The sequence below is a fragment of the Pedobacter frigidisoli genome (assembly GCF_004331675.1).
Lineage (GTDB): Bacteria > Bacteroidota > Bacteroidia > Sphingobacteriales > Sphingobacteriaceae > Pedobacter > Pedobacter frigidisoli.
This window is the reverse complement of the sequence record NZ_SJSN01000011.1, coordinates 190,076-206,783: the sequence shown is the minus strand read 5'-3', so window position 1 is coordinate 206,783 and position 16,708 is coordinate 190,076. Positions and strand designations below refer to the sequence as shown.

At 35.7% G+C, this 16,708-nt stretch carries 13 protein-coding genes and 1 rRNA gene; 11 read left to right on the top strand and 3 right to left on the bottom strand.

Annotated features, from left to right (window positions below; translation table 11 throughout):
• Positions 1 to 495 (bottom strand): 16S ribosomal RNA (locus EZ449_RS15320); the annotation flags it as partial.
• Positions 496 to 1,353: 858 nt separating this feature from the next.
• Positions 1,354 to 2,277 carry a DUF3829 domain-containing protein gene (locus tag EZ449_RS15315; protein WP_131560380.1) on the bottom strand — a complete coding sequence of 308 codons (924 nt, stop codon included), beginning with the start codon at positions 2,275 to 2,277 and terminating at the stop codon, positions 1,354 to 1,356.
• Positions 2,278 to 2,618: 341 nt separating this feature from the next.
• Here EZ449_RS15315 and EZ449_RS15310 point away from each other — a divergent pair, with 341 nt between their 5' ends.
• From EZ449_RS15310 to EZ449_RS15260, 11 genes are all read left to right on the top strand, one after another.
• Positions 2,619 to 3,563, top strand: coding sequence for an outer membrane protein assembly factor BamD (locus EZ449_RS15310; protein WP_131560378.1), 945 nt, complete (start codon positions 2,619 to 2,621; stop codon positions 3,561 to 3,563).
• Positions 3,564 to 3,570: 7 nt separating this feature from the next.
• A complete protein-coding gene (locus EZ449_RS15305; RefSeq protein ID WP_131560376.1) occupies positions 3,571 to 3,897 on the top strand; it encodes a DNA-directed RNA polymerase subunit omega in 327 nt (108 codons plus the stop codon).
• A gap of 77 nt (positions 3,898 to 3,974) precedes the next feature.
• Positions 3,975 to 5,171, top strand: coding sequence for a bifunctional phosphopantothenoylcysteine decarboxylase/phosphopantothenate--cysteine ligase CoaBC (coaBC, locus tag EZ449_RS15300; protein WP_131560374.1), 1,197 nt, complete (start codon positions 3,975 to 3,977; stop codon positions 5,169 to 5,171).
• Complete coding sequence (gene porD / locus EZ449_RS15295; protein WP_131560372.1) at positions 5,168 to 6,058, top strand: type IX secretion system protein PorD; 891 nt, start codon at positions 5,168 to 5,170, stop codon at positions 6,056 to 6,058. The genes coaBC and porD overlap by 4 nt, the downstream gene beginning before the upstream one ends.
• Before the next feature lie 333 nt (positions 6,059 to 6,391).
• Positions 6,392 to 6,763 (top strand): BlaI/MecI/CopY family transcriptional regulator, encoded by a 372-nt coding sequence (locus EZ449_RS15290; RefSeq protein ID WP_131560370.1) that lies wholly within the window; start codon positions 6,392 to 6,394, stop codon positions 6,761 to 6,763.
• 93 nt (positions 6,764 to 6,856) lie between these two features.
• Positions 6,857 to 8,758: a M56 family metallopeptidase gene (locus EZ449_RS15285; protein ID WP_131560368.1), complete on the top strand. Its 1,902-nt coding sequence runs from the start codon at positions 6,857 to 6,859 to the stop codon at positions 8,756 to 8,758.
• Between the two features lie 102 nt (positions 8,759 to 8,860).
• Complete coding sequence (gene recN, locus EZ449_RS15280; protein ID WP_131560366.1) at positions 8,861 to 10,513, top strand: DNA repair protein RecN; 1,653 nt, start codon at positions 8,861 to 8,863, stop codon at positions 10,511 to 10,513.
• Between the two features lie 34 nt (positions 10,514 to 10,547).
• Positions 10,548 to 11,297, top strand: a complete 750-nt coding sequence (locus tag EZ449_RS15275; protein WP_131560364.1) for an energy transducer TonB — start codon at positions 10,548 to 10,550, stop codon at positions 11,295 to 11,297.
• Between the two features lie 16 nt (positions 11,298 to 11,313).
• Positions 11,314 to 12,075 carry an energy transducer TonB gene (locus EZ449_RS15270; RefSeq protein ID WP_131560362.1) on the top strand — a complete coding sequence of 254 codons (762 nt, stop codon included), beginning with the start codon at positions 11,314 to 11,316 and terminating at the stop codon, positions 12,073 to 12,075.
• Between the two features lie 37 nt (positions 12,076 to 12,112).
• Positions 12,113 to 13,348 (top strand): carboxypeptidase-like regulatory domain-containing protein, encoded by a 1,236-nt coding sequence (locus EZ449_RS15265; protein WP_131560360.1) that lies wholly within the window; start codon positions 12,113 to 12,115, stop codon positions 13,346 to 13,348.
• A gap of 80 nt (positions 13,349 to 13,428) precedes the next feature.
• A complete protein-coding gene (locus EZ449_RS15260; RefSeq protein WP_131560357.1) occupies positions 13,429 to 14,670 on the top strand; it encodes a carboxypeptidase-like regulatory domain-containing protein in 1,242 nt (413 codons plus the stop codon).
• Positions 14,671 to 14,707: 37 nt separating this feature from the next.
• Here the strand turns inward: EZ449_RS15260 and EZ449_RS15255 are convergent, their stop codons facing one another.
• Entirely contained in the window at positions 14,708 to 16,705 is a 1,998-nt protein-coding gene (locus EZ449_RS15255) for a fibronectin type III domain-containing protein (RefSeq protein ID WP_131560355.1), read from the bottom strand.
• Between the last annotated feature and the right edge of the window lie 3 nt (positions 16,706 to 16,708).

Here is a 16,708-nt window from a genome sequence, read left to right as displayed (position 1 = left end):
GATCCTTATTCCCCCGGTACGTTCAGCCCACTACACGTAGTGGGGTTTATTCCCGGGTAAAAGCAGTTTACGACCCATAGGGCTGTCTTCCTGCACGCGGCATGGCTGGTTCAGGGTTGCCCCCATTGACCAATATTCCTTACTGCTGCCTCCCGTAGGAGTCTGGTCCGTGTCTCAGTACCAGTGTGGGGGGCCATCCTCTCAGATCCCCTAGTCATCGTCGCCTTGGTGGGCCGTTACCCCGCCAACTAGCTAATGACACGCATGCCCATCTCCATCCCATAAATGTTTGATCATTGRAYAATGCCRTYCTGTGATTTTATGCGGTATTAATCCGGATTTCTCCGGGCTATCCCCCAGATGAAGGTAGGTTGCATACGCGTTACGCACCCGTGCGCCACTTTTCGTTGGGGCAAGCCCCAACTATCGTTCGACTTGCATGTATTAGGCCTGCCGCTAGCGTTCATCCTGAGCCAGGATCAAACTCTCCATTGTAAAATGTGTTGTCCAAAACTGACCAGTTTTAACTATTGTTAAAAATAGTCCTCTTTTTTTGTATTAATGTTGTCTGTTAGACACCACCTCTAAAATCAAGCTACTAAAATCATGTACTTTGATCAGTACCCAATTAAACTCGCTCTCGCATACATTGACATCTCTTTTAAGAACTTGGTGACCAGTTAGCCTCTCGGCCGGTCCATATATCTTCGGGTGCTTGGTTCGGGATGGTCTTGTTCGTCCATCCTGTGTTTTCCACTCGTTTCAATCTTGTTTCTGTTGGTCGCTGTGGCATCCGCCACTTGACCTTTTTCCCTCTTCCTCTCGGTTGGGAGTGCAAAGGTAGGAAACTTTTCCGAACCTCCAAATAAAATAATAACTTATTTTTCTTCGTGGTCCTCTTTCCCTCTACCCTTTCAATATGACCCTCTTACCGGCCAACCGTCTCCTCCGAAGCGGGATGCAAAAGTAGGAATAATCCATCAGGATCCAAATAGTAGAGGCGAAAAACTTACGGCATTTCCATAAGTCGCTCTGCGATAGGGAAAAAAAATCAGGTAGGGAGGGAAACCTTTTCCCCCATCGAGGTATTTGGGGCCTGCGCACAGGCCCTTCCCGTAGATTTAAGATATAAGGGGAGCAGATCTAAGGGGTTCTCTTTTTTATGGCGGGCCTCTCGGTTCTGCGCCCGGACATGGTTCCCTGCAGCGGCAGTGCCAACTAGACCCGACCCCAATGGAAAACCCGCAGACCCGATCCTTTTTCGGGGCGAGGATTTGGAATGGAGGGCGGGACTATCATTATATATATAGGTGGAACCTGATCTCCTAATAAATGATTTAAAAATTATTTATTTTATATTCTATTATAGTCATCAATCATTTCTGCAAAATCACTATCTAGTTTATTTAATATCTCCTCACGCTTTGCTTCATCGTTAATATCCATCAACATTCTAAAGTTTCCTTTTATAGCGGTTAGATAACCCAAATAGTTTCCAAAAGTAGATTTAAGTGTTATGTTTGATTTTTCCAAAGCTTTATCATCAGTTGATAGTTTATTTAATTCATCAACTGATATTACTAACTTATCATAATTGGAATTAAAATCGGGACCAAGCGTTTCTTTTCCAATCTGAGCAAACGTAGCTTTCGCATATCGCATACTTAATAGCATGTGATACCTAATAAGTTTGCCTTCCTTTTTATTAAGTTCTACAAAGTAATTGTCACGGTTTTCCTTTATACCAGCCATGCTTTTTCTAAGTAATATATATAAGGAGTCTAGCTTGACCTGTTTATTTATAAAGTCACTATATAATTTATCTGCTCTTGAATATTTATCATCCAAATAGTTTTTGCCTTTATAATAGCTTTCCAACTGTTGAAGAATAGCACTGGCGCTTATAATTTCATTTGAGAACGCAATAAGACTTTTATCTGCATTACCCAAATTTGGTGCTTTATCTGCATTTGCTGCTGCTACCTTAACAGACTGATCTATACCCCACATAAAATTACCAAAATACACATCTTCCTTTTTTAGATCTTTTTTATTGGGCGTACCTAATTGATCATAAAATTTCGATAATGTGGCAATCCAGCTGCTACCCTTATCAGACGTGCTGTAATAATTAGTTACAGCTATATATGAATTAAATTTTTCAGAAAATTCTGGTGAATCGTAAGCAAGAGTTTTATTATCATTTTCCTTTGATTGTTCTTGGCTGCAAGAGGCAAGCAAACACAATGTTGCTATAAGGAATCCCAATCTTCTCATAATTTTTAGTTTTAGTCAAAATATAATTTAGCTACTTGGGATGATGGCCTAAAATAATAAATATTGACTAAGCAACCTATAGTTTTGAAAAACTGTTTGAAGTTAAATAAACCCGACCCTAATGGAAAACCGGAGCCCCAATTTTTCTTCGGTGCGAGGTTTTGAAATGGAGGGCAGGGCTAGTACAGGTTTTGCTTTACTATATAGTTTTTTACGATTAATGGAATACTTAATATTTATGTTAAAAATTGTTAATGGTTAGATTGGACTGAATTGCTTTGCATAGCTTAGTGGCCAATTGTTTTTATTGATGTTATCGTATTATTAATTATCTTTGCAGAATGTTTAAAGTTAAACACTTAATTATTTTAGTATTTGTTGCCGCTCTGGGTATTGCAGGTTGTAAAAGTAGTTTCGAGAAATTACGAGCGAGTAATGATGTTGCCAAAAAATACCAAGAGGCTCTTCGTTTGTATAATAAAAGGGATTACAGTAAAGCATTGGTACTTTTTGAGGATTTATCTCAAAAATATCGCGGTCGTGCAGAAGCTGAGGATTTGAATTACTATTATGCATACACTTTATATAGATTAAGTGATTACACTACAGCAAGATATCAGTTTAAGAGCTTTGCCGACACTTATCCGGCGAGTAAAAATGCTGAAGAGGCTCGCTACATGGGCGCATATTGTTTCTATTTAGAATCTCCTGCTTTTTCGTTAGATCAAGAGAACACCTATAAAGCTATTGATGCTTTGCAATTGTTTATTAACTTATACCCTACCAGTGATCGTGCTGCAGCTGCAGGGAAATACATTGCTGATTTAAGAGGTAAATTGGAAGATAAAGCATTTGAAAATGCAAAGATGTATTTAACTACTGGTCCAAGTAATGTTGATAATTATAGAGCAGCAGTTATTGCTTTAAAAAATGCTCAAAGAGATTACCCAGATATTAAATATGCTGAGGAAATGGACTTTTTGATGATTAAGGCTCAATATTTATATGCTAAAAATAGTTATGTAATTCGCCAGGAAGATCGTTATAATGAAGCGATTGAATTATATACCGAGTTTACAGAGAATCATCCAGACAGCAAATTTGCCAAAGACGCAAAGCAACTTAAGGCAGATGCAGAAGTAGGTATTGTTACGACAAAAGAAGAACTTGCATTATATGCTGCCGATCAAGAAAAATACAAACAAATGTTGATTAGAACTGGTAAACTTAAAGATACCCTTTCTACAAAACCAACAAATGCTGATAATACGAATATTAAAAACTAAGTAATACATGAATACTAACAAACCTGCTGTACCTAATACTACAGTTACCAGAAATGTACACGATTTAGATAGAACTACGGATAACTTATACGAATCCTTAGTTGTGATTGCTAAAAGGGCAAATCAAATTTCTAATAACGTTAAAGAGGAGTTGCACGGTAAATTAGCAGAATTTGCATCGAGCAATGATAATTTAGAGGAAATTTTCGAAAATCGTGAGCAAATTGAAATCAGCAAGCACTACGAGCGTATGCCTAAGCCTGTTTTAGTTGCTATTGATGAATTTTTAAATGAGAAAATTTATCATAGAAATCCTGCTAAAGAGCAAAAATAACATTAGCATAGCGCATGAAGTTCGGAGCTAGGCGTTTTGCATGTGCTCTGTGCACTGTGCTTTAAACTCTCTGCCCAATGCTAAAAAACAAAAATATTATCCTTGGCGTTTGCGGTAGCATCGCAGCTTACAAATCGGCATTTTTGGTTCGACTTTTAGTTAAAGCTGGTGCAAACGTTAAGGTTATCCTCACTCCCGATGGCGCTAATTTCATTACGCCACTCACCCTTGCTACGCTTTCTAAAAACCCTGTTTACACCCAATATTTCGAAGCTGAAACTGGTGTTTGGAGCAATCATGTTGAATTGGGCCTTTGGGCAGATTTAATTATTATTGCCCCAATTAGTGCCAATACACTAGCAAAATTGGCTACAGGAATTTGCGACAACTTACTAACTGCTGTTTATCTTTCGGCCAAATGCCCTGTTTATGTTTCACCAGCAATGGACTTAGACATGTGGAAACATGAAAGTACGCAAGATAATATCGAACGCATTATTGGGTTTGGTAACATTGTTATTTCGCCAGCAAGTGGAGAACTGGCCAGTGGTTTATATGGTGAGGGCAGAATGGCTGAGCCTGAAGAAATTATCTCTTTTTTAAATAATAATATCAAGAAATCATTACCACTATTTGGAAAGAAAGCCATGGTTTCTGCAGGACCAACTTACGAGGCGATAGATCCAGTTCGCTTTATAGGCAACCATTCATCGGGAAAAATGGGATTTGCCATTGCCGATGAACTTGTTCGTTTGGGTGCTGAAGTAACGGTAATTGCTGGTCCGACGGCACAAAAAGCTACTCAAACCCTAAAAAGAATTGATGTAGTTAGCGCAGAGGAAATGCTACACGCTTGTTCATCAATATTTCCAGAAGTTGATATTACGATAATGTGCGCAGCTGTTGCAGATTATAGACCAAAAACTGTAGCTACCCAAAAAATTAAAAAACAGGAAAACGAACTCGTTTTACAATTAGAAAAAACCGTTGATATTTTAGCATCGTTAGGAAGAGATAAAACAGAGAACCAAATTTTGGTAGGTTTTGCATTGGAAACCAACGATGAAGAAAATTATGCAAAGGGTAAGTTAGAAAAGAAAAACCTCGATTTAGTAGTCCTTAATTCTTTGAATGATAAAGGTGCGGGTTTTAAAGCTGATACCAATAAAATTACTATTTTTAACAAAGCGTTAGAGCGAACAATATTTGAGACCAAATCGAAAACCGAAGTTGCCAAAGATATATGCGCTGCTATTTTAAAGATTATAAAATGATAAAAAGGATTGTTTGGATATTATTGTTGATGGGTTTTGGGAAACTACAGGCTCAGGAATTAAATGCGAGGGTAACTTTGCTGGCTCCGCAGGTTTCGAATATCAGCAAGCCAACTTTAGATGCGTTACAGAAAACAATCCGCGATTTTTTAAACAATAATAAATTTAGCAACGAAAGTTACAAAGCGCAAGAACGAATTGATTGCAGTTTTATCATCACCATTAATTCTTGGGATGGTGGTTCTGGCTATACAGCTGAAGCTCAAATTCAAAGCAGTCGCCCGGTTTTTAACAGTTCTTACAACAGCACCTTGTTGAACATGAGTGATAAGAACTTTGATTTCAGTTTTAATGATGGCTCTACCATAGATTTTTCCGATCAAAATTACATCTCCAACATCAGTGCGCTCCTATCCTATTATGCCTATACGATTATTGGATTGGATAAAGATAGTTTTGCCAAAATGGGCGGAACTCCATATTACAAAAAAGCACAGAACATTATCAATCTTGCTCAAGCATCTGGCAATACAGGCTGGAAAGCTGCCGATGGCTTGCGTAATCGTTTTTGGTTTAACGAAAATGTTTTGAATCCTATTTTTAGTGAATTGCGTGCTTTCATCTATAGCTATCACCTTAATGGGCTCGATCAGCTAACGGACAACGATAAAGGTTTGACCCAAATTGTTTCTTCGTTGCCAGCATTGCAACAAATGGATAAACAGAAACTAGGTTCAATTTTCCCAAATGTTTACTTTGCCTCCAAGGCAGAAGAAGTAACCAATGTGCTTTCTAAACTGAATACCCAAGAACGTATGAAAGCCTATAATATGTTATCGGAGATTGATCCTGCTAATATTGGTAAGTACGAGGGATTGAAAAAATGATTTTCATTAATTGTATAAAATGGTTAATTGTTTAATCGCTTGCATGCCAATAAAAATTATCTGTAAAGCAGTCTCAGCATTTCAATAGAAGCTACCTCCTACTTTCCGCTTATACGCCTTCAGGCCTTACACACTGGGCTGGTATCCGCTGCAATTAGGTTTAATGTACCTAAGCCTGCGCTATTAACTGCATTTCCTGCCTTTCTAATTTCATAATGTGTGCAACGCTTAACATTTTCTTTTGTCTATTAATTAAAAATTGCTAAAATATTTTGATTATACGAATATCTTCGTACATTTGATTACGAAATAATTCGTACAACTTGTAACAATATGACTATTAGCAACATCAAACCAACAGAAGGCGAAATGGAAATCTTACAGGTGCTTTGGCAAAAAAGCCACGCAACGGTTAGAGAAGTACATGAGACGTTGAATAAAAAGGATTCTGGTTACACTACTACGTTAAAGCTAATGCAGATCATGCATGAAAAAGGAATGGTAGAAAGAGACACAAATCAGAAAACGCACATTTATAAAGCCATTGTTAATCAAGATAAAACCGAAAAACAATTGGTAAATAAAATGATCGATAATGTTTTTAACGGTTCTGCAGCCAGGCTTGTAATGCAAGCACTAGGAAACCACAGTGCAAGTGCTGATGAGATTGATGAAATAAAAAAATATTTAGATAGCCTTAAGTAGGATTTAGGGTTTAGGGCAAATAAGCAGCCAAAGTAAAGTTTTAACGAGTTAAAAAATTTACAAGTAATAAAGCATCATTTAAAAACCACCATTATGGAAACTTTAGTACAACAATTTATCAAAGCATTTGGCTGGAGCATTTTAAACTCACTTTGGCAGAGTGCAATCATTTACGGCGTGTTGTTTTTGATTATGCTAAGCATTCCAAAACTTGCCGCAATGTATAAACATAATCTTGCTTTTGCTGCAATTGTGATGATGTTTATCGGATTTGGCTACAACTTCATTAAGCAAATGTTATTGAGCTTGCCCAAGGAATCGCTGTCGATGAACGTTCAAAATCTACAGGTTTACCAATACTTTAATAATTTGCCACCAAGTTTTAGTAGCAAGGCGGAGCAATATTTCCCAATCGTGGTGGCTTTCTATATCATTGGTATTTTACTTCAACTTTTTGTTATTGTTAAAGGATATAATCAATTAGCTCGGTTGAAGAAACAAAGTTTAAGCGCTATTCCAGATAGTTGGAAGATAATTTTTGAGCAAGTTACGGCACATCTCAAAATAAAAAAGTCAGTTCAATTTGAGCTTTCTTCGATAGTAAATGTGCCTTTGGTAATTGGTTATTTAAAACCAGTAGTGTTGTTTCCCCTAGCTTTGGTAAACCAATTGGACAACGATCAGGTTGAAGCCATATTAATTCATGAGCTTTCTCATATTAGAAGAAATGACTTCTTACTTAACCTAATTAAAACTGCTATTGAGACCCTGCTTTTCTACAATCCATTTGTTTGGATGGCTGGTCGATTTATACACATTGAACGGGAGCATGCCTGTGATGATTTGGTTTTAAAGGTAACAGGAAAACCATTAAACTATGCCCATGCCCTACTCAAGCTCGAATTGCTTAAGGATAAAAATAGTCCGGCTTACGCATTAGCCGCAACAGGTAAAACCCAAAATTTATATCAACGCATTAAAAGAATAACCAATATGAAGACAAATTATTTAAATGCTAAGCAACAAATGGCCGCATTAACCTTAGGTATAGCCTGCTTATTCTCCATCGCCTGGATTAACCCAAGTGAAAAGAAAGTAGAAGTTAAAAAGACATCTAAACAAGAGTTGATTACGATTGCTAATCACTCAAACAACCTAAGATCGATTATTTATCAAGATACCACAAAAAAAAACAAAGTTAAAATTGTTACCATCGATGCAAATGGTAAAAGAACTGAGTACAATTCATTAAAAGAGATGCCCGATAGCCTTAGAAAGGACTTTTACAAGGACGAGCTTTTCTCTGGAAATAACGTATTTAGATTAACCAGCGATTCTAACTATAAGTTTAGCGATTCATTATTTCAAGCTAAAATTTACAAGAACTTTAACTCTCCAGAAGCGCAGTTAAAATGGAAAAAATTTAGCGAAGATATAACTAAACAATATAGCTCGCCAGAAGCCCAAGCTAAATGGAAAAAATTTGGAGAAAACATTGCTAAAGAATATTCATCGCCAGAAGCACAAGCTAAATGGAGAAAATTTGGAGAAAACATTGCTAAAGAATATTCATCATCAGAAGCACAAGCCAAGTGGAAAAAGATGGGCGAGGACATGGCTAAAGAATATGGGTCGCCAGAGGCACAAGAAAAATGGAGAAAAATTGGCGAAGATATGGCAGCTAAAATAAATACGCCAGAGTTTAGAGCGCAATTGGATCTTGCAAGAACAAAAGCTTTGAGCAACGTCGATATTACTGGGTTATCAAATTTAGCAAAAATCAATTCAGATTCGCTATTTAGCAGAAATAGCAATATGGTTACTGGCCCAGATGGCTCCTTATTTTATTTCAATAATAACTCGAACAATAATAAAGTTAAGCAAACCGAGGAGTATAGAAAACTTAGGGAGAAGTTCGATAAAGAGGTAAAGGAACTGAAAGAGAAAATGGAAAAGGCAGAGAAAAAAGAGAAGCCGGAAAAACCTGAAAACTAAATAACACCAAACAAACTATATATTGAACAGCGAAGAATTATCTTCGCTGTTTTTGTTTTCGGCACTTTGTTAAAATAACTTTTTAGTATTTTCGTAGTCTCTATGCTACAAAAAATTTCTATTCGTAATTACGCATTAATTGATAGTCTTGATATCGAATTCGATAAAGGCCTAAATATAATCACAGGTGAAACAGGTGCGGGTAAATCTATCATTTTAGGTGCTTTATCACTCATTTTAGGCCAGCGAGCTGAAAGTAAATACTTTTTTAATCAAGATAAAAAATGTGTTATTGAGGGTAATTTTGTGCTGGCTGATGAAAATTTACGAGAGATTTTTGAAGAAAACGACCTGGATTTTTTTAATGAAAGTATTTTAAGAAGAGAAATCTCTATTGATGGCAAATCAAGATCTTTCATAAATGATACGCCAGTTAATTTATCAATTCTTAAACAGATTGGAGAAAAGCTTATCGATATTCATTCGCAGCATGCCACACAAGAAATTAATGATGCTGATTTCCAGTTGCTCATTGTTGATTCTTTAGCTAATCATAAAGCATTACTAATGGATTACCGTACAGGATTTAAACAATTACGGAAAGAAACTAATGGTTTAAAAAAGCTTATTGATGATGCAGCAGAAGCCCGAAGCAAACAAGATTACGAGCAATTTCTTTCTAATGAATTAGAGCAGGCCAACTTGAAAGATGGTGAACAGGAAGCATTAGAGCAAGAATTAGAACGCTTAACTCATGCCGAAACCATCAAAAGAGCTTTACTAACTTCTACAGGTTTATTAAATGAAAGTGAGCCATCGGCATTACAAATTTTAAAGGAAGCCCAGCTGCAATTGCAAGGAATAGAAAAGTTTGATCCAGCGATTAATTCCCTTTACGAACGCTTGAAATCATCAATTATTGAGATTAAGGATATTGCCGATGAAGTTTCAGGAATTGAAGAAAATACATTGCATAGTGCCGATCGATTAGAGATCATCAATCAGCGATTGGATTTATTTTATACGCTCCAACAAAAGCATCGCGTTGCAAGTAATGCTGAACTAATTGCAATTCAAAATCAGTTAGAACGAAATTTAAATCAATTGCTTTCTTCTGATGAAAATATAGAAAAACTTCAAAAGGAAATTGAAGCACTTAAAAAGGAGCTCAACAAACAAGCTGGACAACTAACCTCAAACCGAAAAAAGGCAATAAAAGTTGTTGAGGAGCAAACAAGTTTAACCTTGAAAAACGTTGGAATGCCAAGTGCAAAATTAGTTTTGACCCAAAAAGCTTTAGCAGATTTAGGAAAAGATGGCTTAGATGAAATCAATTTATTATTTTCTGCAAATGCAGGTCAAGCACCTGCACCTGTTAACAAAGTGGCTTCGGGTGGAGAATTATCAAGATTAATGTTGGCCATTAAAGCCTTGCTAGCCAAACATACTTCATTACCTACTATTATTTTTGATGAAATAGATACCGGAATTTCTGGAGAAACGGCGCTTAAAGTTGGTGAGGTTATTTCCGATTTGGGAGAGAACATGCAGGTGATTTCGATTACCCACTTACCACAAATCGCTGCTAAAGGCAAATCGCATTATTTTGTTCATAAAAACGAAGCTGGTGGAAAAACCACCACGGGAATTCGTAAACTTAAACAGGAAGAGCGGATTGAAATTATTGCTGAAATGTTGAGTGGTAAAAACCCAGGGATATCGGCAATGGAAAATGCAAAAGAGTTGCTAGCTTAATTATGGAAATTGGGTTTTACAGCATCTTCTTAGCATGAAGAATATCATTTTTACAGTCTGTTTAGTTTGCTCTATTTCCTTTGCATTTGCTCAAAATATTAAACCACAAAAATTTCTACTTGACACGATAAATGTTAGGGGAAGAATTTTATCTATCGATGGAAGTGCCATTCCCAATGTTTATATCAAAACAACTTCGCAAGATACCATTCTGCAAAATGATGTGATCTATGGAAGAGTTGATAGCATAGGATATTTTGCCATTAATGGAATAAAACTGAATGATATTTTTACAATTAATGTTGGTCTAGAATCATTTAGATATGTAAACGAGGGAAGCCGATTCATTACAATTACGTTAAATCCCTTTAAAAATATTAAAGAAGATACCGCCAAGGTAACCATACATGCCAAAAGATTAAATCATCGAAAAGAGGTTAAATATTTGGTAAGTGATTATTTAGTTTGTGCGTTCCCTACGTTTTCCAAAACCGCTGATTTTCCTGGTGGAAAAGGTGCATTTCTTGATTTCATTAATAGCCGCTTAACTTACTCGCAAAAAGCAATTCAGAAAAATATTGAGGGAAAAGTTATCCTTAAATTTTCAATAACAAAAGCTGGAAAAGTAGAAAATGCTAGAATAGTAAATGGCATTGGTTATGGATGTGATGAAGAAGCGATAAGAGTTGTAAACCTATCACCTCGATGGAACCCTGAAATTATTGACAGTAAACCAGTAGTGTCACGTAAAATTGTTGAAATTCTTTTCAAACTTATTGATTAAATATAGGCAAATCCTCATGAGAAATTTATTAATTACCTTATCGATGTTATGTACTTCACAATTCTTGAAAGCTCAAAAAGTTGGAGACAGTACTATTTCATACATGGATACCATCAATATACATGGAAAAATTATTGATGAAATGGGAAAGCCAGTAAATAATGCCTTAGTATTCTCAGAAACATTTGATCAAAATAAGAATTACATAAAAACTGCCAGTGATAGTTTGGGGTTATTTAGCTTAAGTGGAATCAAACCAACGGATCTAATAAGGGTTAGAACTAAATCAATTGCAATTGTAAAACCACTTAATGGCAGTCGATTTTTATTAATTGAAATGTTGCCACAAGAAATACGGAAGCTAAACAATTACCCTGTAGCATTCAATGTCAGTGCAAAAAGATTATTGCCAAAGAAAAAATACCAATATAAATACAATAGAAAGGACACAACCGTCTATGATTTCCATCCATTTGGATATCCCAAATTAGCAGAATATCCTGGCGGGATCCGTAAATTTTACGACTTCGTTAAGGCAAATATTAAATACCCTCAAAAAGCGGTCAAAAACAATATAGAGGGTATGGTTGCTATTAGATTTACTATTGACAACTTAGGCGGTTATAAAAATTTTGTAGTACTTCAAGATCTTGGTTTTGGTTGTGCTGAGGAATTAATTAGAGTAATTCTTAGCTCCAAAAAATGGATCCCTGCATCTAATGGTTTTACTGTAGAACAAATTTTTACTATAGAAATTCCTTTCAAACTTGATGATTAATGGAATTTAACTACTAGATTAGTTTATATTTTATTCAATGAAATTTATTTTATTTCTTCTCTCTCTAATATGCTGTATTGCATTTTCTTACGCACAACAAAGCTTTATCCTCAGTGGAACGATTAAGGATAAGCGCAACCAACCTTTGCCAGGAACAGGAGTTTACGTTAGCGACTATAAAATTGCGACATCTACTGATGACCAAGGGAATTATATACTAAAGTTAAAGCCGGGAAATTATAATATCCTAGTTCAATTAATTGGATTTAAAGCACTAAATAAAAATGTAATCATTAGCGACAAGAATATAAATCTTGATTTCACGCTAGAAGAGAATACAACCCAGTTATCAGAAGTAACAATAAAACCCGATCCAAATCGATTATCGTACCTCAATACTTTTAAAACATATTTTATAGGATTGACAGAAAATGCTCAAAAGTGCAAGATCCTAAATTCTGATGTTTTAAGATTTGATTATGACCGAGAGAAAAGTTTATTAACTGTTCAAACAGAAGAATTTTTAATTATTGAGAATAAAGCATTAGGTTATAAAATTAAATATTTGGTAAAGGAATTCCAATACGATTATAGAGCTGGAATTGTTTATTATGAGGGCTACCCTACCTATGAAGATTTACCAGGAACAGAGAATCAGAAGAAAAAGTGGAGTGAAAAAAGGCAGGAGGCATTTAATGGCTCTTCGCAACAATTCTTTAATGCACTCTTTAACGGCACATCTCAAAAAGATGGTTTTATAATTAACAAACTAATCAGAAATCAGGCAGAGGAAGATTTAGCTGACAGTATTGCGGAATCTCAGGTTGGAGGATTAACTTCACCTCGATTATTATTACCTGGTTCAATTAGCTTTGGTACAGAAAAAAAGCCCTTAATACCAAATACAATCACGAAAATTAAATCCAACCATGCTGTTGCGGTTTTAAACAGAGCAGAAATTTTTCCAGACACGTTAGTACATCGATATAATGATGACATAAAAAAAATCGATTTCACGAATGTGCTTTACGTAATTTATATTAAGGAAAAGGAAAGTGCACTTTACAAAAACAGAATAAATATGTCTGTGAGTAGGACACCAGAACTAGCAAATTTCCAAATTTCACTAATTAACCTAAAAGTACCACCTGCTTATTTTTACAAAAACGGGGGTGTTTACAATCCTCGTTCCATGTTATTTGAAGGTTATTGGGCTTGGGAAAAGATTGCAGATAGTGTACCGATGGATTATATTCCAACCGCAGCACCATGAAAATAATTTCAAATGTTAAAATTGCTAAAATTATTTTCTGATTTTAATAAATATTAAGCCTTTTGGCTACATTCGTCTCCATGATTAAAAGCCTTTTGGTAGCCTTTATTTTTATTCTTTTTGGCACTAATGTAATTGCTCAAGATACTTTTTCGATTAGTGGAGTTGTTCGGGACAATAAGGATGGATTACCTGGAGCTAGTATTTACCTAAGTGGATATAAAATTGCCACAGTAGCTGATAATGATGGAAGATTTAAACTATTAAATCTTAAGCCAGGAAGCTATGATTTATTGGTTCAAATCGTGGGTTATCTCCCCTACTCAAAAAGTGTAATTATTTCTGATAAATCGGTAACTGTTAATCTCATTTTAAAAGAAAATGTTGCTCAATTAGACGAGGTTGTAATCAGGGCTGATCCAAATCGCCAAAAATATATTAATCAGTTTAAGGATTTTTTTATTGGCAAAACGCCTAATGCATTACAATGCAAAATTTTAAATCCACAGGTTCTAAATGTTGACTTTGATATCACCAAAAGTACATTAACCGTTACCACCACCGAATTTTTAATTGTAGAAAATAAAGCCTTAGGTTATCGTTTAAAGTATATGCTCGATCATTTTGAGTATAATTCTAGAACCCACATCATTTATTATTCTGGTCACCCGTTTTTTGAGGAACTCAAAGCATCAGCAGCAAAAAAGAAGAAATATGTAATCGCCCGTGAGGTTGCATATTATGGCTCCTCTCAACATTTTTTTAGATCGCTCTATGCGAATAAGACAAAAGAAGAAGGATTTATTATCAATAAGATGATTAAAACCCCTAATCCAAACCGTTATCCCGAATACGTAATTAATACCAATTTAGAGAAGATAAAAGCCATACCAGATAAAACAGGAATAAGGCAAGTAAAAGGCAAGATAGATACTGGCCTTTTGGCTTTTTGGACAAAGCAAAAGGAAATGCCAAGAACTATTGATAAGTTTTCGCGAGCTGAAGTTTTAACGGATACATTGGTTCATTACTTTAACCAAAATCTTAAATACCTGAACTATACCGATGCATTATTGATTCAGTATACCAAAGAGAAAGAATCTTTAGCCTACTCCAATACTGGTTTTTGGATTTTTAGGCCTTTAGATGTTCCCGAGAATGAAATATCGGTAGCCAATTTAACTGATGGCGGCGTTCGTTTCTACGAAAATGGAGGCATTTACGATTCTCGATCACTGCTGTATGAGGGTTATTGGGCGTACGAGAAAGTGGCAGACATGGTGCCAATGGATTATATTCCATTGGCAAAAAAACCAGATTAGTTACATTATATCACGCTAATTTTATCGATAGAATGAGTTACTTATTTAAAATTACAAAGGCCTCGTTCGATTTTATTGATGTAATTCCTTTATCGTTATTCGCTACGATATAATAATAGTTTGTTTTGTCCTTATTGTATTTTTTATCAATAAAACTCCTCGTCGTTCCTGCTACCTCTGCAATTACCGTTGGCTCCTCTCCCCTAGCGTATCTGTAAATCGAATAATTTTTGATTTTACTTTGAGAAGGTTGCCATTGAAGTGCAACACTATTTTTATCATTCGTAACAAATGACTTTAAAAAAGATGGTGGATAAACTTCTTGTGATGATTTTTTGGCTTGAAATTCTTCGCTAAATTCGCTCTCGACATTATTTGTATTTACGGCTGTTAATTTGTAATATATTTCAGCAGCCATATTCACAATGGAATCTCTGTAGCTAGTTTTGGTACCATTTATCATTTTTTTATTCAATTTCTCATATTTTCCATCATCAATTTTTCTGTATAAGTTATAGCCAGATGGAACTCCCGTACTTGAAGTTGGTTGTTTCCAAAATAGATAAACGTATTTTTGGTCGGTTGAGGCATCTTGAATAGCGGGGGTAAGTATAGTTTTATCTTTATCAGCCACGTAAACAACTTTCGAAAACTCACTTTGCACATTGCTTAAGTTTTCCAATCTTACTGCATAACCTTTGGCTTTAATTAAAGAAGAAGTATCGGTGTAGGAATATTTCCCCTCTAGCTTTGAATCGACGTATATAAAATCACTTGCGGGCACTAACTTCCCCTCAATTTGATCTGTTCTGTAAACCCGATAACCTCTGGTAGCAGGGCTATAATCCTCCCAAGTTAATACATTGCCACCAGTAGATGATGCTACTTTTACATATTGTGGAGCTATTGGTTTTGATAAATTTTGAACTAAACCGAATACCTTGGTACTCCGCTCTGATGGCCTTCCAAATTTATCTGTAATGGTTAAATAATAATAATATTTTTTACCAGGTATTACCGATTTATCTACATAAACCCCAGTTTGAGATGAGCTCAAGTAAGTATATCCATCTTCGTAAGCCTCAGACCTGTAAATCATAACTGTGCTAACATAATCGGGTTTTAAGAAACCCCAGTTTAGGGTTATAGAATTATTGAGACTGTCGGCTTTTGCAGTTAAGCCCTTGGGTATTAATAATTTTTGATCTATGGCATTTGCAGAAATCGTATCGGATACCGAATTGGCTCCGCCTCCGTATCTATTTACTGGAGTTACGGTGTATTGGTATAATTTTTCGCTACTTACATCTTCATCACTAACCATGTAGGTAATACTATCTTTAATTTTTTCTATGGTGTAAAAAGGCATTACTCTTTCAAATTTTCCATCCTCGGTTTTTCTTTTAATCAAAAGCCCTTCAGGCTCTTCTGCAGTAGCTTTGGCCACGAAAACCAATCTATTTATACCGCCCAAAAGAGAGCGGAGTTTTGCCTTAGGTTTATTAGCTGGAAACTTGTATGCGTAAGAAACGGGCGTAGATGTGTATAGCGCACCATTTGTTTGATCACGCTTAACTTGCACAACTCGATATTGGTAAGTATCTGCAACGTTTGCAGTTGTATCTACCAACAATAAGTTAAACGCTACGGCAAGTGCTTGCTGAGTAACATAAATAGAAAGCGAATCGTAGGTAAATGTCTTTTTATATATCGGCCAAACCTCATCTATACCGTAAGCACTTTCCTGTCTATATTCAAAGACCTTAGTTTTCGCTTTTTCATAACCCTTAACCAATTCATCATAATTTGAGGGAGAGCTAAACTTTTGAATAGTTGTCCACGCTGTTTCCCTGCTGCTCTTTCTGTCTAGTTTAAAACCGATCACGTCCCCATCAGGATGTTGAACTGATGCTGGCTTGAACAAATTATAAATGTAAATCCCATTGTAACCAATAAATGCGGCTTTTCCTTCTTTAGCTTGCGACCATGCCAACACCGGAAAAACTAATAAAATGATATATATTACCTTTTTCATATC

Bases quoted from the DNA above. Each gene is read 5' to 3' on its own strand.
- EZ449_RS15315 (WP_131560380.1), bottom strand. From the start codon at position 2,277: ATGAGAAGATTGGGATTCCTTATAGCAACATTGTGTTTGCTTGCCTCT.
- EZ449_RS15310 (WP_131560378.1), top strand. From the start codon at position 2,619: ATGTTTAAAGTTAAACACTTAATTATTTTAGTATTTGTTGCCGCTCTG.
- EZ449_RS15305 (WP_131560376.1), top strand. From the start codon at position 3,571: ATGAATACTAACAAACCTGCTGTACCTAATACTACAGTTACCAGAAAT.
- coaBC (WP_131560374.1), top strand. From the start codon at position 3,975: ATGCTAAAAAACAAAAATATTATCCTTGGCGTTTGCGGTAGCATCGCA.
- porD (WP_131560372.1), top strand. From the start codon at position 5,168: ATGATAAAAAGGATTGTTTGGATATTATTGTTGATGGGTTTTGGGAAA.
- EZ449_RS15290 (WP_131560370.1), top strand. From the start codon at position 6,392: ATGACTATTAGCAACATCAAACCAACAGAAGGCGAAATGGAAATCTTA.
- EZ449_RS15285 (WP_131560368.1), top strand. From the start codon at position 6,857: ATGGAAACTTTAGTACAACAATTTATCAAAGCATTTGGCTGGAGCATT.
- recN (WP_131560366.1), top strand. From the start codon at position 8,861: ATGCTACAAAAAATTTCTATTCGTAATTACGCATTAATTGATAGTCTT.
- EZ449_RS15275 (WP_131560364.1), top strand. From the start codon at position 10,548: ATGAAGAATATCATTTTTACAGTCTGTTTAGTTTGCTCTATTTCCTTT.
- EZ449_RS15270 (WP_131560362.1), top strand. From the start codon at position 11,314: ATGAGAAATTTATTAATTACCTTATCGATGTTATGTACTTCACAATTC.
- EZ449_RS15265 (WP_131560360.1), top strand. From the start codon at position 12,113: ATGAAATTTATTTTATTTCTTCTCTCTCTAATATGCTGTATTGCATTT.
- EZ449_RS15260 (WP_131560357.1), top strand. From the start codon at position 13,429: ATGATTAAAAGCCTTTTGGTAGCCTTTATTTTTATTCTTTTTGGCACT.
- EZ449_RS15255 (WP_131560355.1), bottom strand. From the start codon at position 16,705: ATGAAAAAGGTAATATATATCATTTTATTAGTTTTTCCGGTGTTGGCA.